The sequence below is a fragment of the Paenibacillus polymyxa genome, assembly GCF_015710975.1.
Taxonomy (GTDB): Bacteria; Bacillota; Bacilli; order Paenibacillales; family Paenibacillaceae; genus Paenibacillus; species Paenibacillus polymyxa.
The window spans coordinates 3,946,740-3,972,908 of sequence record NZ_CP049783.1; the positions used below are offsets into that span (position 1 = coordinate 3,946,740).

Consider the following 26,169-nt stretch of genomic DNA (forward strand, 5'->3'; position numbering starts at 1 on the left):
TCTGTAGAAAAAATTCAAATGGAATCTCAGGAAAAAGCAGTTCTTGTTCAGTCTCAAGTAATGCAGTCTGCTCTTCCTGAAGCTTTAATGCCATCCAGTTTTTCGAGTAGTTCTGAAAAACCAAGCGGGATTTCTTTGCGGAATTTGTCAGACAGTCAGCCGCAGCTTAGCAAGTCTGCCAATCAGCAGACAGCACCGATTATTTTAACTTCCCCGGAAGGGGTAATGCACACGTCAGATAATGACAACGAGACGGAAGAGCAGGTGCCTGCTAGTCCTGCCCTATCCATATCGTCAGAAATATTGCAGGAGGAGCTGACAACAAGTCTGGCGCAAGCTTTATATATAGATCGGGACGAGATCGATGAGGATAAAAACTTTGTTGATCTTGGATTGGATTCCATTATAGGCGTAGAGTGGATTCGAAACATTAATAAACATTACGACACATCCATAACAGCGACAAAAGTCTACGATTATCCGACCATACGGGAGTTTAGCAAATTTTTAGAAAAGGAATTGGGCAATCGTGTAGCCCAATTAATCATGCCGTCTTCTGCTGCGTCTATTCTGGATCAGGCGCCTGCAAAGCATTTACCGCCGCTCGTATCATTGGAAACGGATAAGCAGACAGAGGCCTCACTTCAGATTAATTTAATGCCGATATCGCCTGAAAAGCAGCCGCAATTCGGCACGATTCCGTCTGGTGTCTCTACAGAGCAATTACGGAAAGAACTGACGGCAAGCCTAGCTGAAGCCTTGTACATGGAGCAAAGCGAGATTGAGGCAGATAGAAACTTTATAGACATCGGTTTGGATTCGATTATAGGCGTAGAATGGATTCGAAATTTGAATAAGCGCTACGGCACATCCATTGCAGCTACCAAGGTCTACGACTATCCGACTATTCTGCAATTTACCGAGTTTTTGGCACAAGAAATCAATAAGCACGGGGGCAAGAAAAGCTTCGTTCAGAAGCCCTTGAACACAGTCTCGGACACGGTCAAACCTATAGCAGAAGTCCATTTACCGCGACCAGACACGATCCAATGCTCTCCAGCGCAGCTCCCTAAGGAGGAAACGGTGCCATTGCGTCGGGTAAAAGCAGAAGAGGAATCAGTGCCAGCAACTTCGGAAAATCAAGATGCAATTGCAATTGTTGGGATTGCGGGAAGATATCCTGGTGCCGAAGATGTACAGCAATATTGGAAAAATCTCGCTCAAGGTCAAAACTCCATTGTTGAAATCCCGAAGAACCGCTGGGACGTAGACCCGTTGTATGATCCGCGTCCGGCACAAGAGGGGAAAGTAAATTGCAAGTGGCTGGGTGCCTTGAAGGATATAGAATATTTTGATCCGTTATTTTTTAATATATCTCCTACCGAGGCGGAAGGGATGGACCCGCAGCAGCGCATCTTTTTGCAGGAAGCCTATAAAGCCTTTGAGGATGCAGGTTATAGCGGCTCACAGTTGGGAAATAAAAAATGCGGTGTTTATCTTGGCATTTTAAATAATGAGTACAGTATGATGCGCTACAAAAATGAAGCACAGTTCAGCAATACTACCGGGAACAGCAACGCTATTGCAGCGGCTCGTATTTCCTATTTCCTTAATTTGAAAGGACCCGCCATATCCGTAGATACGGCATGCTCCTCATCGCTGGTGGCAACTCACCTTGCTTGCCAGGCTTTATCAAATAAAGAGATTGAAATGGCGCTGGTCGGCGGTGTGTCCTTATACCTGACTCCTGAATCCTATATAGGTATGTCTGCATCCGGAATGTTGTCACCAGATGGTCAGTGTAAGACATTTGACAATAGTGCCAACGGCTTTGTTCCAGGCGAAGGAGCAGGGGTGCTGGTTCTGAAGCGGCTAAAGGATGCGGAAGCTGACCGGGATCACATCTATGGGGTTATTATCGGAACTGGGATTAATCAGGATGGAAAAACCAACGGGATTACCGCTCCAAGCACGAACAGCCAAATAGAGCTTGAGCAGGAGATATACAATAAGTATCAGATTGAACCCGAAAGTATTAGCTATGTTGAAATGCATGGGACAGGCACCAAGCTGGGCGATCCTATTGAATTGGAGGCTTTATGCACAGCTTTCAAAGAAAAAACAGATCAGAAGAAGTTCTGTGCCATAGGCTCGGTAAAGAGTAATATCGGGCATACTTCGGCAGCAGCAGGCGTAGCAAGCATGCAAAAGGTGCTGTTATGCATGAAGCATAAGAAACTGGTACCGACACTGAATTTCAAGAACCCGAATGAACATTTTGATTTCGATGATTCTCCATTTTATGTAAATACACAATTGAAGGACTGGCAACCTTCTCAAGGTAACAAAAGGCGGGCCGCTGTGAGCTCTTTTGGTTTTAGCGGTACCAATGCCCATCTTATTATTGAAGAATATCGTCCAGAGGCTGCAATTTCACCAGCAGACGACGAGTCACATAGTCCCGTTCTTTTCGTCTTGTCTGCCAAAAATGAGCAGCAACTAGTAACTTATGCCGAAAACATGAGAAACTTTATTGCCACTCAGCCCAACCTTAACTTGACAGATATGGGGTATACGCTGCAAGTAAGCCGTGAGCCGATGAACCACCGTCTGGCTTTTGTGGCAGATTCAAAAGAGAATCTACTACAAGCGCTGGATGGCTTGGTTCATCACCAACGGCCAGCTGGAGTCCTGACGGCTCAGGTGAAAAAGGGCAAGGACGGGATCGTGCTCTTTGAGGCAGATGAAGATGCCAAATCCTTGCTTGAAACCTGGATCAAGAAGAGAAAATTGGGGAAAATTGCAGAGCTGTGGGTACAGGGGCTAACGATGGACTGGAACAAGCTGTATGGGAACATCAAGCCTCGCCGGATGAGTCTGCCTACCTATCCTTTTGCAAAAGAACGGTGCTGGGCGCCCGAGCTAGACAGTAAGGTTGGCAAAGGTACAACTTCTGTCATGGCTGCAACGATTCATCCTTTGCTGCACCAAAACACCTCCGATTTTTCGGAGCAGCGATTCAGTTCTAGCTTTACAGGCCAGGAGTTTTTCCTGAAGGATCATGTGGTGAATGGGCGCAAGGTGCTGTCTGGGGCCGCATCCCTTGAAATGGCCCGGGCGGCAGTGGAGCAGTCACTAGGGACGGATGAGGGCGGCCTGGTCGGAATGTGCCTTAAAAACGTGGTTTGGGCACGGCCTATTGCCGTAGAGGATGGCCCAATACAGCTGCATATCGGGCTTTTCCAGAATGAAGATCAAGAAATTTCATATGAGATTTATGGAAATAACGGAGCCGATGATACAGAACTTATGGTATATAGCTTCGGCAATGCGGTTCGGAGATCAGCGGTGGAGGTTCCTGCATTGAATATTAAAGATTTGCAGGATACATGCAGCAGAAGCTTCCATCCGGCAGCATTGTATAACCTTTTCAGAGAGCTGGGGATTGATTATGGTCCTGGGCATCAGGGGATTGAGATGGTATATGCCGGAGAGGGTCAAGTGCTGGCGAAGCTATCCTTGCCCTCCTCAGTCTCTGACAATCACGGTCAATTTGTCCTGCATCCAAGCATGATTGATTCAGCTTTCCAGGCATCCATAGGCTTGACGCTGGGCTCTCGCGAGATTAAGCCTGCTCTGCCGTATGCCATTCAGGAAGTTGAAATTATAAAACATTGCAGCTCCACCATGTGGGCGCTGATTCGATACAGTGCAGATGGTACAGCAGGAGATAAGGCACAGAAACTAGATATTGACCTGAGCGACGAAACCGGAGAGATCTGCGTGAGGATAAAGGGTTATTCATCAAGAATTCTGGATATAGACTCTATTCCCACAGACGCGCAGTCCAATTCTGGTACCTTGATGCTTGAACCCGTGTGGAAAGAGCAGGGAGTTAGCATAGAGGGCGATTTACCTGTATATGATCGCCATGTCGTGATCCTTTGCCAGCCGTCCCAGATTTCTCGTGAACAAGTAGAAGCTCAAATAAGCGGCGTAAAGTGCATAATATTGCAACCTGATCAAAACGGAATCGGGGAACAGTTTCAGTATTACGCCGTTCAGATACTTGAGCTAATACAAAGAATTTTTAGAGAAAAAAACCATGGCAAGGTGTTAATCCAGATTGTTACTAACGACCAGGAGGAGCAGCAGCTTGTATCAGGGCTCTCAGGTCTTTTAAAAACCTCCAGAATAGAACATCCAAAACTGGTGGGGCAGTTGATAGAACTTGAACAGGATAAGGCCCCGAATACAATCATAGATATTTTAATAGAAAACAGCTGGAGTCCTGGAGACATCCAGATCCGGTATGGGAAAGGTAAACGGTGGATTTTCAGCTGGAACGAGATTCCATTTTCTCTGGAAACGGCGGACATTCCGTGGAAGGAGAACGGAGTATATCTCATTACCGGCGGTGCCGGTGGCTTGGGACTTATTTTTGCCAAAGAGATTGTAAATAAAGTACAAAATGTCGCGTTGATTTTAACGGGCCGTTCCGCGCTGGATGAGGGCAAGCGGGCAGAGATAAAGAAATTGGAGTCATTAGGAGCACGAATAGCATATAAGCAGGCCGATGTGACCCGGGAGCAGGCGGTGGCTGATTTAATTCGGGAAATAGGGGCAGAATTCGGAAGCCTGAATGGCATCATTCATAGTGCAGGAGTCATTCGTGACAACCGCATACTTCAAAAAAATAGCGGGGAAATGCTGGAGGTTCTTGCACCCAAAGTTCTAGGGGTAGTGAATTTGGATCAGGCGAGCAAGCACCTGCCTCTTGACTTCTTCATTCTGTTTTCGTCGGTTGCTGGAGGGCTGGGCAATCAGGGACAGGCGGACTATTCTACCGCTAACGCGTTTATGGATGCTTACGCCAGATACCGGAACACATTGACAGGATCGCAACAGCGCCAGGGGCAAACGATATCTATCAATTGGCCACTATGGAAAGAAGGCGGGATGCATATTGATGAGGAGACAGAGAAGCTGGTAAAGCAGCACACAGGCATGGGCAGTATTTCAACTTCTTCCGGCATTCAGGCCTTGTACCGTGCCATGCTTACGGGTGCTGATCAGGTTATGGTGCTGGAAGGCAATCTCGAAAAAATGAAAAGAGCAATAGGCTTAGATATTCCGGAAACCGGACAGTTTGAAAAGGCGACGGGTGCTTCAGCAATTATTTCAGCCATTTCCACGACTGACGGAAATGCCGCGCCGGACCTGCAGGACAAGGTGCAAATCGCCATGATGCAGGCGGTATCGAAATTGCTGAAAGTCAAGCTTGAAGATATTGATGCCTATGTAGAACTGAGTGAGTATGGCTTCGATTCGATCTTGCTCACGCAATTTGCCAACAACATCAATCACTTGTATCGGCTTGATCTGACTCCTGCCGTATTCTTTGAATACACTACACTTCATGACTTCTGCAGGTATTTAGTGGACGAATATGCCACCTTGCTTGGTGAGCAGTTTGTCGTCCAGACCCGGACTGAGCCTGCCGTGCAGAATGAAGAGGATGATAGGGAAGACAGCATCCGCAGTAGACGCCAGCGTTCCCGATTTGCAAACGAGAATGTGCTAGCTATGCCGCAACAGACCCAGGCTGGTTCTGAACCTATTGCAATCGTAGGCATAAGCGGCGTCTTTCCCATGGCCCGGGATGTAGATGAGTTTTGGAAAAATCTTGAGGAAGGCAGGGATTGTATCACTGAAATACCTGAAGATCGCTGGGATTGGAAGGCGTATTACGGTGACCCTGCGGAAGAGACCAATAAAACAAACATCAAGTGGGGCGGGTTTATTGACGGGATCTATGAGTTTGACCCTTTATTTTTTGGAATTTCACCGAGGGAAGCTGCACTCATGGACCCGCAGCAGCGTCTGTTGATGACTTATATTTGGAAGGCAATTGAAGATGCTGGGATTCCGGCAGCAGGGTTATCTGGAACCCATACAGGTATCTTTGCAGGAACCGCAAACAGCGGCTACAGCGGAATGATCTATCAGGGAGATGTGGGTGTGGAGGCGTATTCCTCTAGCGGAATGGCGCCGTCGGTAGGACCCAATCGTATGAGCTATTTCCTTAATATTCATGGTCCGAGCGAGCCTGTCGAAACTGCCTGCTCCAGTTCGCTGGTGGCCATTCACCGGGCCGTAAAGGCTATAGAAGATGGAAGCTGCGAAATGGCCATTGCAGGTGGTGTCAATGTGATTATCACACCTGAGCTTCATATCAGTTTCAATAAAGCAGGGATGCTGTGTGAGGATGGCCGGTGCAAAACCTTCTCTGATCAAGCCAACGGTTATGTGCGTGGTGAAGGGGTAGGCATGGTTTTCCTGAAAAAGCTGAAGGACGCAGAAAAGGCTGGAGACCATATTTACGGCGTAATCCGAGGCACAGCTGTCAATCATGGTGGCCGGGCTAATTCCCTGACAGCACCTAATCCGAGGGCACAGGCGGATTTACTGGTAAATGCATATACAAAGGCTGGTATCGACCCAAGAACAGTCTCTTACATTGAGGCCCATGGGACAGGCACCGAGTTGGGTGATCCTATTGAAATCAACGGACTGAAAGCAGCCTTTAAAGAGCTATATGAGAGTACAAAGGGACCCGGGATCAAAGAGCCCCATTGTGGCCTAGGTTCGGTGAAGACCAATGTTGGACATCTGGAGCTGGCTGCCGGAATCGCTGGTGTCATCAAAGTTCTGCTTCAGTTGAAGCATAAAAAGCTTGTTAAAAGCCTTCATTGCGATGCCATTAATCCCTATATCAAACTTGAAGACAGTCCTTTCTATATCGTCCAGGAGACGAGTGAATGGAAGCAGCAGCAAGATGCTTCTGGGCACAATATTCCTCGGAGAGCAGGTGTCAGCTCTTTTGGATTCGGCGGCGTCAATGCTCATTTGATCATCGAGGAATATGTTCCGAAAAATCAGGAGAAAGAGCCAGTTACCTTCAGTGCCCAAAAGCCGGCTATTGTTGTACTGTCAGCCAAGACTGAAGGACAGCTGCAAGATCAGGCACGGCAATTGCTGACTGCAATCCGGGAGCGCCAGTTCACAGACGGCAGTCTGGGAGATATAGCCTATACCCTGCAGATGGGGCGCGAAGCGATGGAAGAACGTTTGGCCTTCACTGCGGTGTCTCTCTCTGGGTTAGAGGAGAAGCTAAAGGGATTTGTTGAAGGACGGGAAGGCATCCCTAGCTTATATGTAGGGCAGGCAAAACGCTATAGAGAAGAAAATAGAGACCGGGGAACACGAGAGGAAGTAGGCACGACGATTGAGGCGTTGGTTAGTGAAAGCAGCTATGGCCAAATCGCACGTCTTTGGGTAAAAGGCGCGGTTTTTGACTGGGACGTGCTGTACGAAAAGCATAAGCCAAACCGTATCAGCCTGCCGACCTATCCTTTTGCCAAAGAACGATATTGCGTAACCGATACCAATAACCTGAGTGGAGCAAACGATGTTGGGCCAAAGCAGGAGAAGTCAGCCATCATTCATCCTTTGCTTCAGCGCAATACGTCCGATATTTATGGACTTCAGTTCAGCTCCACATTTACGGGAAGAGAATTTTTCCTCGCTGACCATGTGATCAAGGGACAGAAGCTTTTGCCTGGAGTGGCCTTCCTTGAAATGGCGCGAGCGGCAGTAGAGCAAGTCGCTACATCTTCGGAAGAAAGTCGGATTTGTGTTCGTTTAAAAGATGTATTATGGCTCCGGCCTGTGGTAGCTGGGGAGCGGCCGATTGCTATAAATATCGGGCTCTACCCGCAAGACGGAGAAATTGTCTATGAAATCTACAGCAAGTCTGAATCACTGGATACAGAGTTAGTTGTGCATAGCGAAGGCAGCGCAGCAATTGCTCCGTTGGCTGAGATTCCTGCCATAGATATTGAAGCACTGCTGGAGCAGTGCAATCTGGGTACCTATTCATCCCAGCAGTGTTATGAGGCGTTTGCAGCCATGCAGGTTTCCTATGGGCCAGGGCATCAAGCAATTGAAAAGATCTACACTGGCGTGGATCAGGTACTTGCCAAATTGTCCTTGCCTACCTCTGTTTACCAGACCATGGGACAGTTTGTGATGCATCCTAGCTTGATGGATTCCGCTTTGCAGGCGTCCATAGGCCTGATGATGGACACATACGGCGCTGCCATGTCTGACGGTAAAGCTTCTATAAAGTCAAAGCCGGCTTTACCGTTTGCTGTGGAAGAGCTTGAGGTGTTTAGTGGCTGCACATCAGAGATGTGGGCTTGGGTCCGTAATCGTGAAGGCAGCAGACAGGATGGTCCAGTGCAAAAGCTGGATATTGATTTGTGCGACATGCAGGGGAATGTTTGTGTAAGCATGAAGGGCTTCTCATCACGAATTGCAGAAGGAGGAACAGGGGGCTCAGATGAATTGACGCTATCTGAGACTTTGATGCTTGAGCCTGTATGGGAGGAACAAGCCCTTGTCTCGGGAGGAACAGCACCTGAATATCGGCAGCATTTGGTCATTTTATGTGAACCAGCACATATTTCCGGGGAAATGATTGAATCACAGATGAACGGGGTGCATTGTCTTATCCTGCAATCCGAAGAGGAAAGCATGGATGCACGCTTTAGAACTTATGCAGCACAGGTGTTTGAGCAAATTCAACAGGTGCTCAAAACCCAATCCAAACACAAAACATTGGTTCAGCTTATCATTCCGGTACAGGATCACAGACAGGTATTCTCTGGACTTTACGGACTCTTACAAACAGCACAGCTTGAGAATCCCACACTAGTGGGCCAACTGATCGAAGTGGATATGGAGGAAGATGCAGCAGGTATTATAAATATCCTGCAAGAAAATAGCCGCAACTTCATGAGTTCACATATCCGCTACCAGTGGGGCAGACGATATGCTGCCGCATGGACGGAAATCAAATCCTCGCAGGAAGTGAACCGTATTCCTTGGAAGGACAAAGGGGTTTATTTGATTACTGGCGGAACCGGCAGCCTTGGTTTGATTCTGGCTGAAGAAATGGCACGACAGGCTAAAGATGTCGCGTTAATTCTCGTCGGACGATCTATACTCCGTGGTCACATCAAAGCAAGGATTGAGGAAATAGAGGCTCTAGGAGCAAGAGTCGTATTTCGGCAGGCCGATGTCGACGATAACAGAGCGGTTGAGGATTTGGTTCGGGATATTCGGGAAGAGTTTGGGAAACTGGACGGGATTATTCACGGTGCAGGAGTAACCAGCGATAATTTTATGATTAAAAAAACAGAAGAGGAATTGCAGAAAGTATTGGCGCCAAAGGTTACAGGATTAACGAATCTGGACCAGGCCTGCAAGGATATTCCGCTGGACTTTTTCATTCTATTTTCATCTGTTGCAGGCAGTCTTGGGAATATAGGACAGGCTGACTATGCTGCTGCCAATGCCTTTATGGATGCCTATGCCAGATATCGCAATACACTTGTAGAACAGAAACAACGTTATGGGCAGACGCTTTCAATCAACTGGCCGCTCTGGAAGGAAGGCGGAATGCGTATTGATAGTGAAACGGAACAAATCATGGAGGAAATGGGGATGTTCGCTATGGGGACCGACACAGGAATGCGGGCTTTGTACCAGAGTCTGGCTTCTGGAAAAGATCAAGTCATGGTATTAGAAGGGCATGCCAGCCAGCTCAGAGAAACGCTCCTGCAGCAGCCATCCCTGAATCAGGTTGAAGATGCCTCCTCTATGATCATGGAGAGCAGAAAGGAGCCTGGAATCGGTCAAGACCTGCTTGTCGAAAAAGCTGCAAATTATTTAAAGCAATTGCTCGCAACATCCATCAGACTGCCAGCAAGGCAGATTGAAGCCGATGCCCCTATGGAGAAGTATGGAATTGACTCTATTATGATCAGACAACTGACACGTGAATTGGAGAAAACATTCGGTACATTACCCAAAACGTTGTTTTTTGAATACCAGAGTATCCGGGAACTCACCCAATATTTTCTTGAAGTTCACCAGAAGCAGCTGATTCAACTGCTTGGAATGGAGGAAGAGGTCAACGCCGTCCAAGCGTTTACGTCTTCCACTGTGAAAGAGAACCCGGAAAGGCCGCTTTCCAGCAGCCGAAGACAAGCTCGTGAAATGCCGGCTCAGGCAAAATTGCTGGATCAGAAAAAACTCCAACCGCAGCCGGAAGCAGCAGGTGGTACGGGGGATATTGCTATTATCGGCTTGTCAGGCATGTATCCTGAGGCCGAGAATGTTGAGGAATTCTGGAACAATCTGCGTAATGGAAAGGACTGCATTACGGAAATTCCCAAAGAGCGCTGGGATCACAGCATATACTTTGACGAGGAAGGGAACAAGTCTGGAAAAGCTTACAGCAAGTGGGGAGGCTTTATCAAAGGCGTGGATCAATTTGATCCGAAGTTTTTCAACATTTCTCCTAGGGAAGCAGAAATCATCGATCCACAGGAGCGCTTGTTTCTGAAATGCGTCTATGAAACGATCGAGGATGCAGGTTATACACGGGAAGGGCTTGGACTGGAAAGGAATGTAGGCGTTTTTGTCGGCGTTATGTACGAAGAATATCAGCTTTACGGGGCGCAGGAGCAGGCTAGAGGCAAAATGATTGCCGTTCCGGGGAATCCAGCCTCCATTGCAAACCGTGTTTCTTATTTCTGTAATTTCCACGGACCAAGCATGGCTGTGGATACGATGTGCTCATCCTCATTGACGACCATACATCTTGCCTGCCAGAGCTTACAGCAAGACGAGTGTGAGCTTGCCGTTGCTGGCGGTGTCAATGTCTCCATTCATCCGAACAAATACCTGATGCTTGGGCAGGGAAGATTCGTATCAAGCAAGGGACGATGCGAAAGCTTCGGAGAAGGCGGAGATGGGTATGTGCCGGGTGAAGGTGTAGGGGCCGTGTTGCTCAAACCGCTGACCAAAGCAATAGCAGACGGCGATCACATATACGGGGTCATCAAGGGAACCGCTGTGAACCACGGCGGGAAGACCAATGGCTTTTCAGTTCCAAATCCTAAAGCGCAGGCTAGTGTAATTGGAAGGGTCTTTAAGAAAGCTGGTATAAACCCCAGAACAATCAGTTACATTGAAGCACACGGCACCGGGACATCTTTAGGTGATCCCATTGAAATCGCTGGATTGCAAAAGGTTTTCCAGGAATACACGGAAGACACCCAGTTCTGCGCCATTGGTTCGGCAAAATCCAATATAGGGCATTGCGAGAGTGCAGCAGGGATTGCAGGAGTGACTAAGGTGCTCCTGCAGCTCAAATACGGACAGATCGCACCTTCGCTGCATTCCAGCACACTCAACCCGAATATCGACTTTAGCAATAGTCCTTTTTTAGTTCAGCAGGAGCTTGAAGAGTGGAAAAGACCAGTCGTCACGATAAATGGGAAGACCGTTGAATACCCGAGAATTGCAGGTATTTCCTCTTTCGGCGCCGGAGGCTCCAACGCCCATGTGCTTATTGAGGAATACATCCCTGAGGTACAGGAGACTAGACAAGCTCCTAGGATATTGCAAAACCCGGCCATAGTCGTGCTGTCAGCCAAAAATCAGGAGCGATTGTACGAGCAGGTGCAAAGATTGCTTTCTGCACTCAGAGCGCCGGAATACGCGGATGCCAGTTTGGGGGATATAGCATTTACCCTTCAGGTGGGACGGGAAGCTATGGAGGAACGGTTAGCAGTCATAGCTAAGTCTACGACGGAGCTTGAAGGAAAGCTGGAGAGCTTCCTTGCGGGGAATGAGGAAATCGACGGACTCTATTCGGGTCAGGCAAAGAAAAATAAAGATATTCTGACGGTTCTTGAAGCAGACGAGGACATGGAACAATTGGTGGATATCTGGATAAGCAAGAGCAAGTATACAAAGCTGGCAGAGCTGTGGGTTCAGGGACTACTATTCGATTGGAACAGGCTTTACGGAAAGGTTAGACCTCATCGGATGAGTCTGCCAACCTATCCATTTGCCAAGGAAAGCTATTGGATCTCTACGTTTGGAAGCCAGTCCAAGGAAGTCAAGACGGAGCTCCCTGTAGTTGATATTCCAGCACAAAAGCAAGAGCCCGTTGTTTTCAGCCCTCCTACTGCCAACGCTAATGTGCAGGTACAGACATTGGCAAAGGTACCTGAAAAGCCGCAGGGTATTTTGCTGCGCTCAGTCTCTGATATCGAGAAGGTAGCCGACGCACCCAAAAAGGCAGCTAAGCCTGCAGAATTGAAGCCTGCTCCCCCGCAGCCTAAACCTATCAATTCTACACCGCAGCCCGCTGTCAGGGATGAGGCCAAGCGACCTGCTAACGGACCTACGGCTGTACGGGTGGATGCGTTGGAGAAAGAGCTAATTGAAAGTCTTGCGAAATCCTTGAGTATGGATGAAAAGGATATTGGCCGAGACGATAAATTTATCGATATGGGACTGGATTCTATTATAGGCGTAGAGTGGGTACAGGACGTGAATAAACGGTTTGGAACGGCTATTTCAGCAACCAGAGTATATGACTATCCTAACATCAAAGAATTTTCCAAATATTTAGCAAAGGAATTAAGCAAATCGGCGGGAGCCTCAAACCAAGTACCTGTAGAGTCAACTTCTACGCAGCCCATGCAAGCGTTGATCCAGAAGGTGCTGCAAGGTGAATTAAATGTTGAGCAGGCCGATCAGTTGTTCAAGCAATTACACTCGTAAATTGCCGACACGATATTCGTCCTATTTCATACGGCTAGGAGGGCATTTTTATGGATCCAAAAGATATTTTTCGTGCGGTACAAACAGGAGAAATAAATTCTGAAGATGCCGAAGCACGATTGCGCCAATTGATGGGCGGGCTTTCGGATGAATCTTTGGAAGAATCATTGGAAGTCCGATCACAGGAATCAACTTCAGAGGAATTGTCTCTTTCGCTACAGCCATTGGACAGCTTTCACGGACCGGAGAAGGAGAGCAACGGCGAAACGGAAGTGCCGCCGGTGGTTCAATTGCAGGAATTTGAGCATGGCATTGTCCTGTTAACAATGAAGGATACCGTGCACAAAAATACATTTTCCGATGAACTGATTGTGGGCCTGAACCAGGCGTTCGCTACGGTGCAGGCTAACGAGAATTATAAAGTTGTGATTCTGACGGGATATGACACCTATTTTGCCACAGGGGGTACGCAGGAGGGATTGCTGGCCATTCATGAGGGAAAGGCGAAATATAGCGATACCAATGTTTACAAGATTGCACTGGATTGCAAGCTGCCAGTCATTGCTGCTATGCAGGGACATGGAATTGGCGCAGGCTGGTGCATGGGGATGTTTTGCGATTTTATCGTGATGAGTAGAGAAAGCATCTACACTACTAATTTTATGAAATACGGCTTTACTCCCGGTGCGGGCTCAACCCTCATTTTTCCTGAAAAATTCGGAGTTAGCATGGCGCAGGAAATTTTATTCACTGGTACTAGATATAGCGGTTCAGAACTGGAGTCCAAAGGGACTCCTTTTCCTGTTCTGCCGAGAAATGAAGTGGTACCGTACGCAATGCAGCTGGCAAGGAAACTGTCCGAGTCGCCAAGAGAGTCATTGATTGAGCTGAAAAACCATATGGCTCAGCCGATTAGAGAAAAGCTGGCGGCTACGATTGAGAAAGAAATAAAAATGCAGGACAAAACGTTTGTGAATCAGCAAGAGGTCAAGGAACGGATTCAGACGGCCTACGGACAACTTCCGAATAGCGATGGTACGCACAAACTGCTCAAGCAGGCGGATATGAAAAAATCTGTGCCCAGTATGCCGCATGGTCAGGAGAAGGATTCTATCGCAATTATTGGCATGGCGGGTCAGTTCCCCAAATCCAAGACATTGACTGAGTTCTGGGATAACCTGGCTCAGGGCAGGGATTGTATATCGGAAATTCCTTCAACACGCTGGTCCATTGATGAATATTATGATACTGATCCCAAGGCTGAGGGGAAAACCTATAGCAAGTGGATGGGTGTGCTAGAGGATATAGATCGATTTGACCCGTTGTTCTTTAATATATCTCCTGCGGAAGCAGAGATGATGGACCCTCAACAGCGTCTATTTCTGGAAAGTAGCTGGAAATGCATTGAAGATGCTGGATTGAATCCAGCCTCACTGTCAGGGAGCCGTTGCGGTGTTTTTGTAGGTTGTGCAGCTAGTGATTATGGAAGGTCCATGAGCGGACAGGGGTTGAATGCGCAGGTTCTTATGGGAGGAGCGCCTTCCATTTTATCGGCTCGGATTTCGTATTTGCTGAATTTGAAGGGCCCTTCTCTGGCGATTGATACCGCATGCTCTTCCTCTCTGGTAGCTATAGCTGAAGCTTGCAACAGCCTTGTTTTAGAAACAAGCGATCTTGCTTTGGCGGGCGGAGTAATGATCATGGCAGGGCCAGGGATGCATGTCATGACCAGCAAAGCAGGAATGCTGTCCAAGGATGGACGATGCTTTACTTTTGACGCCCGTGCAAACGGGTTTGTCCCTGGAGAAGGGGTTGGCGTTATTTTATTAAAACGGCTCTCTGATGCAATCAGGGACAAGGACTCCATCTATGGGGTTATCCGGGGATGGGGAATGAACCAGGATGGGAAAACCAACGGCATTACTGCTCCAAGTGTAAATTCACAGATTTCGCTTGAAAGTGAGGTTTACCAGCGGTTCAATATTAATCCTGAAACGATCTCTATGGTAGAGGCCCATGGGACAGGTACCAAACTGGGCGATCCGATCGAAGTGGAAGGGCTTACCGAAGCTTTCCGATCCTATACGAACAAAAAGGGCTATTGCGCGCTGGGATCGCTGAAAAGCAATATGGGACATATGCTAACAGCGGCCGGAGTAGCTGGCATAATGAAAGTGCTCCTCGCCATGAAACATCGGCAATTGCCGCCAACCATCAATTTTGAATCCCTAAATGAACATATTTCTTTGGAGGAAAGCCCGTTTTACATTAACACTGGGCTACAAAAGTGGGAGTCCAAACCGGGAATACCTCGACGTGCAAGCGTCAGTGCTTTCGGGTTTAGCGGTACTAATGCGCATATGGTTATTGAAGAATATGTGCCTGTAGCCTCTGAGGTGAAGCTGAACCCAGTCGATCAAGATAACCCAGTGCTATTTGTACTTTCTGCCAAAAGCGAACAAGCCCTGAAATCCTATGCCGCCGACATGATGGAATTTGTTAAATTGCACGAAAGCACTAAGCTGTCAGACCTGACTTATACCCTGCAAGTGGGCAGAGAGGCTATGAACTGGCGCCTCGCGTTTTTGACAGATTCAAGAGAAAATCTGATCCATGAGCTGGAACATTTTGTGAATGGAAACTCGTCGGACAAGGTGTTAACTGGACAAGTGGACGATGCTAGAGACGATATTGAACTTTTTGATTCTGACGAAGATACTGGAACCCTCGTTCGGACCTGGCTTCAGAATAAAAGAATTGATAAAGTAGCCAAATTATGGACTAATGGCGCAACTATTGAATGGGATGCACTTTATGGAGCAACCAAGCCCCAGCGAATCAGTCTGCCGACCTATCCTTTCGAGAGGGAACACTATTGGTTGTCTGAGACAGACATGGGCCAGGAGAATATAAACCCGGCTATGACCGCCCAAATTCACCCTTTGCTGCATCAAAATACTTCCGATCTCTCCGGGCAGCGCTACGACTCTACCTTTACAGGCCGGGAATTTTTCCTAGCGGATCACCGAGTTATGGACCAACCGACATTACCTGGGGTGGCTTACCTTGAAATGGTGCGAGCGGCCGTCGAAGAAGCAGCAGGGGATGTCATGGAGAGTGAGACCCGTATTCAACTGAGAAATGTAGTATGGGCTCAGCCCATCGTTGTAGCTAACAAACCGATCAGGGTACACACCAGCCTATATCCTCAGGACGATGGAGCGATTGCGTTTGAAATATACAGCGGCGGGGAAGAAGACGCCGAAGATATTATACACAGCCAGGGGATAGCTGTGTTGGAGAGAAGCGGTGAGCCGCAGTACCTGGACCTGAGTGTTTTACAGGCAGAATGTATTCACAGTTCACTATCTTCAAGCCAATGCTATGAAGCTTTCAGAGCTATGGGAATAGACTATGGCCCGGGACACCGGGGGATCGAGACCATCTTACGGGGAAAGGATTTCGTGCTGGCAAAGCTGTCCCTTCCATCCAATGTATCTCATACCCAAAGTGAATTTGTATTGCATCCGGCTGTAATGGATTCAGCCTTGCAGGCCACAATCGGGTTGGTGATAGATCGAGAAGAACATGTGTCTGAAGGCAACCTCTCGGTACCCTTTGCCTTGCAGGAACTGAAAATATTCGAAAAATGCACTTCTGTGATGTGGGCACGGATTTCCAGACAAGCGAGTGAGGAGACACTAAATGGATTGAGCATAGTACATATCGATCTCTGCGACGAGACCGGAAAGATTTGTGTGCAGCTCAAAGGGCTCTCATCCAGAGAACTGGAAAAAGGAGCAGGGCAAGCAGATTTCGTCGAGAATGTGGGCACACTCATGCTGGAGCCGGTCTGGGAGGAGGAGGCAGTCCTTGCAGGAGAGAACGCGTTCAAAGATATACGGCATATTGTGATTCTGTGCGAATTTGAAGGTATTTCCAGAAAGGATATTGCAGCTCGTATGGATGGTACTCGCTGCATTGTTTTACAGTCCTCAAGTAATGACTTGGATGCGCGGTTTGAAGACTACACTATTCAGATATTTGAAGAATTGCAAAATATAATGCTGGACATACACAAACAAAAAACTTTGCTGCAAATTGCAGTCCCTGCCCGAAATGACCACCAGGTTTATTCCGGGTTCTTTGCCATGCTGCAAACCGCCCAGAAAGAAAACCCGAATGTCATGGGTCAACTGCTAGAGCTTAATGCCAAGGATGGTCCTGAGGGGATTATTGCAAAAATACAAGAGAACCGTTACGGCCAGTACGGCGAACGGATACGATATCATGGCGACAAGCGACAGGCTTTAAAGTGGCAAGAAATTGAAACCTTGCGTGAAGATGCAGCCCAGCCATGGAAAGATGGAGGGACCTATCTCATCACTGGCGGTCTAGGCGGCCTGGGACTGATTTTTGCCAGAGACATCCTGTGCAATGTGAAAAACTCCACCGTCGTACTGGTAGGACGATCACCTCTGTCAGCGGATAAACAGACCTTGTTAAGCGAATTGGAAGCGCTGGAAGGTCATATAGAGTACAGACAGGTGGACGTGGGTCAAAAGGAAGCGGTCACCGAGTTAATTCATGGCATCGTCGAGCAATATGGCGGTCTTAACGGTATTTTGCACACAGCAGGAGTGATACGGGACAACTTCATCATCAAAAAGACGATAGAAGAAGTTAGAGAAGTGCTGACTCCCAAAGTCTCAGGGTTGATCCATCTGGATCAGGCCAGCAGCTCCCTGCCTCTGGATTTCTTTATCCTGTTTTCTTCCGGCGCCGGAAGTGTTGGCAATGTAGGTCAGGTTGACTACTCTGCTGCCAATGGCTTTATGGATGCTTATGCTTCTTATCGAAATGCTTTGGCGGCACGCAAGCAGCGCCAGGGGCACACGCTGTCGATCAACTGGCCGTTGTGGAAGGACGGGGGCATGCATGTCGATCGGGAAACGGAAAAGGCAATGCAAGGTCTGGGCATGATTGCCATGGAAACAGAGAATGGAATAAAGGCTTTGTATCAAAGCTTGTCTTCCGGTAAAAGCCAAGTCATGGTTATCGAAGGGTATCCTCAAACGATTAAGACGGCTATTCTTGGACAGCCTTCAGGAACGGAGATTTCAGACCGTTCCAGAATGGAAGATGGGGAAGCCTCGATTATCGGCGAAGAATGGCTTAGAGAAAAAGCTGAAGACTATTTGAAAACATTGCTTTCGGCTGTAATCAAGCTGCCAGCTGAAAGTATAAATGTAAATGCGCCTATGGACAGGTATGGGATTGATTCCATATTGGTCATGCAGCTCACAAATGAATTGGAAAAAACGTTTGGCTCACTGCCGAAGACATTATTTTTTGAATATCATAATCTCCGCTCATTAACTGGATATTTCCTTGAATCGCACCATGGCCGGCTGGTAGACGTTTTAAAAGCGCAGGAGAAGAATGCGGCTCCTCATAAAGTGGCGAACGAACCTGCAAAAGCAGCAATAGAGCCTTTGGCTCCGATCGCTGCGAGTCGCAGACGTACATGGCCTTTCCCGACAGGTACGCAGCCCCATCAGGAAGAAAAGGGCTTGGACATTGCCATTATAGGGATATCGGGAAGATATCCGGGGGCAGCAGGTATCCAGGAGTTCTGGAAAAATCTAAGGGATGGGAAGGACTCCATCACTGAGATTCCCAAGGAGCGTTGGGACCACAGCCTGTACTTTAATGAAACTAAAGGGAAGCCCGGGAAAACCTACAGCAAGTGGGGAGGGTTCATCGATGGGGTGGACTGGTTTGACCCGTTGTTTTTCAACATTTCGCCAAGAGAAGCGGAAACAATGGACCCTCAAGAGCGTCTTTTCCTGGAATGTGTGTATGAAACCATAGAGGATGCGGGCTATACGCGCGAAACTCTTGGTGCAGACCGGGGACTTGGCGGCATGGAAGGCAATGTTGGCGTTTATGTCGGAGTAATGTATCACGAATATCAGCTTTATGGAGCCCAGGAACAAGCCAAAGGGAATATGCTCGGGCTTCTCGGGAATGCTTCGGCGGTTGCCAACCGTGTATCGTATTTTTGTAATTTTCATGGACCAAGTATCGCTGTGGATACGATGTGCTCTTCGTCACTGACAGCAATCCATATGGCCTGTCACGGACTGCAGCATGGAGAATGTGAACTGGCGGTTGCAGGGGGAGTCAACGTTTCCGTCCATCCTAACAAATATCTATTACTAGGACAGGGAAGCTTTGCATCAAGCAATGGGCGGTGTGAAAGCTTCGGACAGGGTGACGGATATGTGCCAGGAGAAGGAGTCGGGGCTTTGCTGCTCAAGCCGCTGGCCAAAGCTATAGCAGATGGAGACCGGATATATGGCGTCATAAAAGGTACTGCAGTGAATCACGGAGGAAAAACCAATGGATATACCGTACCCAACCCTAACGCACAGGCTAGCGTGATTGGGCAGGCTATTCAGGAGGCGGGAATCAACCCTAGAACCATTAGCTATATAGAGGCGCATGGGACAGGAACTCCTCTGGGTGATCCGATTGAAATTGCAGGCTTACAAAAGGTGTTCCGGGAATATACCAGAGACAAGCAGTTCTGTTCAATTGGGTCTGCCAAGTCTAATATCGGACATTGTGAGAGCGCAGCCGGTATTGCTGCGGTGACAAAGGTGCTGTTGCAGTTGAAATATAAACAATTGGTGCCTTCACTGCATTCAAGCAAGTTAAATCCCAACATCGATTTTAGTGATAGTCCTTTTAAAGTACAGCAGACATTAGAGGAATGGAAAAGACCTGTCGTATCCATGGATGGTGAAATCAAGGAATATCCAAGGTTGGCAGGAGTCTCGGCCTTCGGGGCAGGCGGGTCTAACGCGCATGTGGTAATTGAAGAGTACATTCCAGCAGAGACTGGTCAGCTGCAAGCTGCTCCTGCGTCTCTTCATCCTGCCATGATTGTGCTATCGGCCAAGAACAGGGAAAGGCTGAACGAGCAGGCGCAAAGATTGCTATCTGCCATTAGAGAGCTGAATGACCCGCGTATAGGTCTCACAGATATCGCCTACACGCTGCAGATCGGACGAGAAGCGATGGAAGAACGGCTTGCGATCATCGCCACATCCATCCAAGAGCTGGAATGGAAATTGGAAAGCTTCCTGCTAGAAAAGGAAGGTATAGAAGAACTGTATAGAGGCCAGGTAAAGCGCAACAAAGGAGTGCTGGTCACTCAGGAAATCGATGAGGATATGGCTAAAATGGTGGGTGCATGGGTGAGCAAAGGTAAATATGGAAAGCTCGCCGAGCTTTGGGTGACGGGACTGCTGTTGGACTGGAATAGGCTTTATGGGGAAAAGAAGCATCGCAGGATTAGTTTGCCAACCTATCCTTTTGCCAGAGAAAGCTATTGGGTGCCCGTAAACCAGGTAAAGAACGATGGTATGACAGCCACCCTAGGCCAGTCTGCATTTTTGTCGCCTTTACTGCACCACAACACTTCAAACTTCTTGAAGCAGCGGTTCAGCTCAACGTTTACAGGCGAGGAATTTTTCCTCAGAGATCATACGGTAAAAGGCCAACGGATTCTACCAGGCGTCGCTTATCTTGAGATGGTGCGGGCGGCTGTGGAACGCTCTATAGGAGATGAGGACAACTGCACAACAGGAATCCGGTTGAAAAATGTAAACTGGATTCGGCCAATTGTGGTCGAAGATCAGCCATTCCCAGTACACACAGGCCTATTTTTGGAAGACGCGGGAAAAATCAGCTTTGAGGTATATAGTAAGCAAGCAGGAAGCGATATCGGACATACCGTGCACAGCCAGGGCAATGCGGTGCAGTTTAACGTGGAACAAAAGCCAGTGCTTAACCTAGAGGCATTACAGGCAGAATTTGATCTACACGGATTTGAGGGGGAGCGTTGCTACGATATCTTCCAAAAAATTGGCATGGATTACGGCCCAGCCTTCAGGTGTGTGGAGAAAGTGTATACACGTCCAGGAAAGATGCTGGCCAAGCTGGTATTGCCCTCCGTGCTCTCCGATTCGGCTGACAGCTTTGTTCTTCACCCTAGCCTAATGGATGCGGCCTTGCATGCATCCATTGGATTAATCATGGGTCAAGATGGAGAGCTGCCGGACAGCACAGTACCCAATACGCCTTCTATGCCATTCGCCCTTCAAGAGATCGAAATCCATGGGGCATGCACCCAGAATATGTGGTCGTTGATTCAATACAGCGAGGGCAGCAAGAGAGAGGACAAGGTACAGAAGCTCAATATCGACTTATGTGATGAGGAAGGGAACGTTCGTGTCAGAATAACGGGACTATCCACCCGAGCGCTGGACGGAGATATCCGCACTGAGCATGCACAAGGCGTAGTTGCAGGAGATCATGCCGCCGATCCGCTTGTAGGAGCTGTCATGCTCATCCCAAAATGGGACCCCGTTGCGCTTAAAAAAGAATCAGCTTTCCCATCTTCGACAGACCGAATGGTCATTGCAGGTGGTACGGACAAAGATAGACAGGCCATCCGGGAATATTATCCGAAGGCGCATTTTTTGGAGCTGCAGGCGCAGGATTCCATAGAAACGGTTGCCTCAAAGGTTGAAGAATATGGAGCCGTTGACCATATACTGTGGATTGCACCTACGATTTCTGTCGAATCGGTCACTGCTGAATCCTTGATTGAGGAACAGGAGCCCGGAGTCTTGCTCTTCTTTAGAATGGTCAAGGCGCTGCTCCTGCTGGGGTATGGGACGAAAAAGCTAGGCTGGACCACCATAACCACCCAGGCTCAGTCGATCGATCAGGACGATACAGTCCACCCGGCCCACGCTAGTTTGCATGGGTTGGTAGGCACGATGGCCAAGGAATATCCGAACTGGAAGGTTCGTATCATAGACCTGCAATCCGACTATGACTGGCCGTTATCCGAACTATTTACGTTGCCTTCAGACCGTCAGGGACGGATGTGGGTTTTCAGAGGCGGTCAGTGGTATCGCCAGCAGCTGATTCCGTTTAAGCAGACTCCAGGCTCAAAAGGACAGACGCTGTACAAAACCGGAGGCATCTATGTGGTTATCGGTGGTGCAGGCAACATCGGAGTGGCGTGGAGCAAGTATATGGCTTCGACCTATCAGGCCCAGATGGTGTGGATAGGCAGAAGGCCAAAGGACGCGTCCATCCAGGCTAAATTGGACGAATTTAAAGGCCACGGACCTGTTCCATACTATATTACGGCAGATGCAGCAGATGAAAGGTCGCTGCAGGGGGCATATGAGGAGATAAAGCAGCGGTACTCCAAGATCAACGGCGTAGTCCACTCTGCCATTGCCTTTTTGGAGAAGGGGTTGGAAGATTTGACGGAGGAAGGGCTCCGGTCCGGGCTTTCAGCAAAGGTCAATGTCAGTGTGCGTATGGCTCAGGTTTTTCAAAATGAACCGCTGGATTTCGTGTTGTTTTTCTCTTCTATTATTGCCTATGTAAAAAATCCGGGACAAAGCAGCTATGCTGCCGGATGTACCTTTAAGGATGCGTTTGCGCAGCGGCTTTCACAGGAATGGCATTGCCCTGTGAAAGTCATGAACTGGGGATACTGGGGGAACGACGCAAACAATACCTCCCAAGACAGGCAGCAAGAAGTCGATAATTACTCAAAACTAGCGCAGATCGGCGTCGGACTTATTGAGCCTCACGAGGGGATGGAGGCACTTGAGACGTTGCTTGCCTCACCGCTGGGTCAAATGGGACTGATGAAAACAACAAAACATTTGGAGTTGGAAGGGACTAATCCGGCAGAAGCCATCAATCTATACCCGCACAACACGGATCCCGATCTTCGGGATATACAAGAAAATATTGCTGCAGTGATCAAATCAAAAGACCAGTTTGCCGAGGACTATGCGGCAGAGGATGCTGGTAGCCTGCAGGAAGAGGAATTGGAACACCTTCTGGGCAAGCTGTTGCAGGAGCAGCTTTGGTCCGTGGGGCTGTCAGGGACAGATCGTCAGTCTGTTGACGAGTTCAAACATAAGCATGGACTGCCTGAGTTATACGGCAAATGGCTAGGTGAGAGTGTAAAGATTTTGGCACGGCTGAATGATGCTCTTACAGATGGAAATGCTTCCAGCCCGGCTTACCGAGAGGATGTCTGGCAGGAATGGGAAGAGCACAAGCATACATGGCAAAAATATCCGCAGATGCGGGCGAGGGTACATTTGGCTGAGACAACGCTGCGGGCCTTGCCTGAAATTATTACCGGCCAATGTCCTGCAACGGAAATCATGTTCCCCAATTCCTCGATGGAATTAGTGGAAGGGATTTATAAAGACAGTCTGGTAGCTGACTATTTTAATGAAGTTCTTTCCGATACGATCGCCGCCTATGTTCAGCAGAGAATTATGAGCAACTCCGCTGCAGAAATCAGAATTCTCGAAATCGGAGCAGGCACCGGAGGAACCAGCAGCGCCGTATTCCTCAAGTTACGGCCATATCGCAAACACATTCAGGAATATTGTTATACCGATATTTCGAAGGCCTTTTTGATGCATGCGGAAAAAGAGTATGGGCCAGACAATCCGTATCTTAGTTATCGAATATTTAATGTGGAAGAACCTATTGCTGGACAAGGTATTGATGCAGGTAAATATGATATTGTCATTGCTGCCAATGTACTTCATACGGCAAAAGATATTCGTCAGGCATTGCGTAATGCGAAAGCGGCTTTGAAAAGCAACGGCCTGCTTCTATTAAATGAACTCATGGGCAGCAGCGTGTTTACCCACCTTACCTTCGGATTGCTGGATGGCTGGTGGGCTTATGAGGATTCGGAATTGCGTATTCCCGGCTGCCCTGGACTTTATCCTCACGTATGGAAAAGCGTATTGGCCAAAGAAGGCTTTCACACAGCGTTTTTCCCGGCACAGGAGGCGCATGATTGGGGCCAGCAGATCGTTGCAGCCCAAAGCGATGGCTTGGTTCGGCAAAAGCGACAGCCAAAGCAAAAATCCCTATCGGTAGAGAATAGAATCGTTGAAGCAGGATCAATAAAACAATCAGCTCAGCCCAAAAGAGAGGCAGTACAGGCGGAATCAGCGGAATCAGAAAATGTGCTGCGCAGCAAAAGTACGGCCTACTTTAAAAATTTACTTGGCGAAACCCTAAAAATGGAACCGGGAAGCATCGACTCTACGGTTGCCCTGGAAGAGTACGGGATCGATTCGATATTGGTTGTGCAAATCACCAATGTTTTGCGTGAAGTGATCGAGGATTTTGCCAGCACCCTGTTTTTTGAGTACAACACCATAGATGATCTGGTAGCGTACCTGCTTCAAACGCAAAAGGATTTGTTGAAGAAGCTGGTAGGTATGAAGGAGACAGAGATGAGCGAAGAAACTTCCAGAGTGGAAGAAGTCCCTGCTCCACAGGTAGTCGATATTGCCCCGATGAGGTTTGCACAGGAAGGACGCTTCCTTAAGCCGTCTGCCAGTAAAGGTGAGAAGCCGCAGGAGCACTCCTCTAATATCAGAGATATTGCGATTGTGGGCTTGTCCGGGCGCTATCCAGGAGCTCGTAATGTAGAGGAATATTGGAACAACCTAAAAGAGGGTAAAAACTGCATCACTGAAATTCCGAAAGATCGTTGGGATTGGAAGACCTACTTTGACGAAGAAAAAGGAAAACGAGGTACCATCTATACGAAATCAGGCGGCTTTATCGATGGAATCGATTTATTTGATCCGCTATTTTTCAAGATTTCTCCTGCAGAAGCCGAAACTATGGACCCGCAGGAACGGCTCTTTCTGGAAGCTGCATACGCAAGTATAGAGGATGCCGGATATACCCCTGCCAATCTTTGTGAGAGTCGTAAAGTGGGCGTATTCGCAGGCGTGATGAATGGAAATTACGGTTTGGGGCCTCAATACAATTCTATTTCCAATCGGATATCCTATCATTTGGATTTCCAAGGTCCAAGTATGACCATCGATACCGCTTGTTCCTCCTCATTGACGGCTATCCATCTAGCTTTGGAAAGTCTGTATAGCGGTATCAGCGAGTGCGCTATTGTCGGAGGGGTCAATTTGATCGTAGACCCAATCCACTATATCAAGCTGTCAGCAATGACGATGCTTTCGAAAACTGGCGAATGTAAGTCGTTTGGAGACCAAGCGGATGGATTCGTTGATGGGGAAGGCGTCGGCGCTATCGTGTTAAAGCCGCTGGAGAAGGCTATTGCAGACGGTGACCATATTTATGGTGTCATCAAAGGGAGCATGCTCAATGCTTCAGGTAAAACCAGTGGTTATACCGTGCCTAGCCCTCAAGCTCAATCTCAACTGATTGAGGATGCGCTACGGCGTTCGAATGTTGATGCAAGAACCATCAGTTATATTGAAGCCCATGGAACCGGCACGGCTTTGGGAGACCCTATTGAAATTGCCGGATTGACCAGGGCTTTTGAGAAATTCACACAAGACAAGCAGTTCTGCGCCATAGGTTCGGTCAAATCCAATATTGGTCACACCGAGAGCGCAGCAGGCATTGCAGGAGTAACTAAAATATTGCTGCAGCTTAAGCATCGCCAGTTAGTACCGTCCTTACATTCTAGGAAGTTGAATCCTGAAATTCATTTCAGCAATACTCCTTTTGTCGTTCAGCAGAATCTAGAAGAATGGAAGAGACCGGTAATTACAACCGATGGAATCACTCAGGAGTATCCGAGACGGGCTGGAATATCGTCTTTCGGTGCAGGTGGGGCCAACGCTCATATCGTGATTGAAGAGTATATTCCCGAGGTTCAGGAGCCATCAGGAATAGAACCTGCTTCTCAGGGACCTGCGATGATCGTGCTATCAGCCAAGAGTGAGGAGCAGCTTAAGGAAAAAGGACGACAGCTGCTTGAGGCTCTTCAGGGTCAGCTATCCTCGGCCAGCATATTGGATATTGCCTATACGCTCCAGGTGGGACGCGAACCGATGGAGGAGCGTCTAGCCATGCTCGTGGATTCGATCACAGATCTTGAGGAGAAATTAAAGGAATTTGTGGACGGACGCCACAGCATGCTCAACCTGTATAGAGGTCAAGTAAAACGCAACAAAGAAGCGTTGTCCATTTTTACGGGGGACGAAGACCTGCAACAACTGATTGAACATTGGATTTCCAAAAGGAAGTATACAAAGCTTCTGGAGCTGTGGGCCAAAGGGCTAAATTTGGATTGGGAAAAAGTTTATACAGGGAAGGTACCTCACCGTATCAGCCTGCCAACCTACCCATTTGCAAAAGAGCATTATTGGACTTCGGATAGCAAGGATCAATTAAAAGCCCACGCATTACTGTCGCAAAATGAAAGCAATGTAGATTTTGATGATCAATTGTGCGGCAGACTCTTGGATGAAATGATGAACGACGCCATGTCTGTTGATGAGGCCGCCAATGAAATCTTCAATATATTCATACGTAAATGAGAAG

The 26,169-nt window shown here is 48.1% G+C and carries 2 protein-coding genes (1 of these 2 cut by a window edge); both read left to right on the plus strand.

Going from position 1 to position 26,169, the window contains the following annotated elements; genetic code table 11:
- A protein-coding gene (locus tag G7035_RS17655; protein ID WP_115293074.1) for an SDR family NAD(P)-dependent oxidoreductase crosses the window boundary here: on the plus strand, window positions 1–12,708 show its 3' portion. It extends 7,062 nt beyond the left edge of the window; the window shows 12,708 of its 19,770 coding nt (coding positions 7,063–19,770); the start codon falls outside the window, past its left edge; the stop codon is at window positions 12,706–12,708.
- Between the two features lie 50 nt (window positions 12,709–12,758).
- Complete coding sequence (locus G7035_RS17660; RefSeq protein ID WP_019687991.1) at window positions 12,759–26,165, plus strand: SDR family NAD(P)-dependent oxidoreductase; 13,407 nt, start codon at window positions 12,759–12,761, stop codon at window positions 26,163–26,165.
- Window positions 26,166–26,169: the final 4 nt, after the last annotated feature.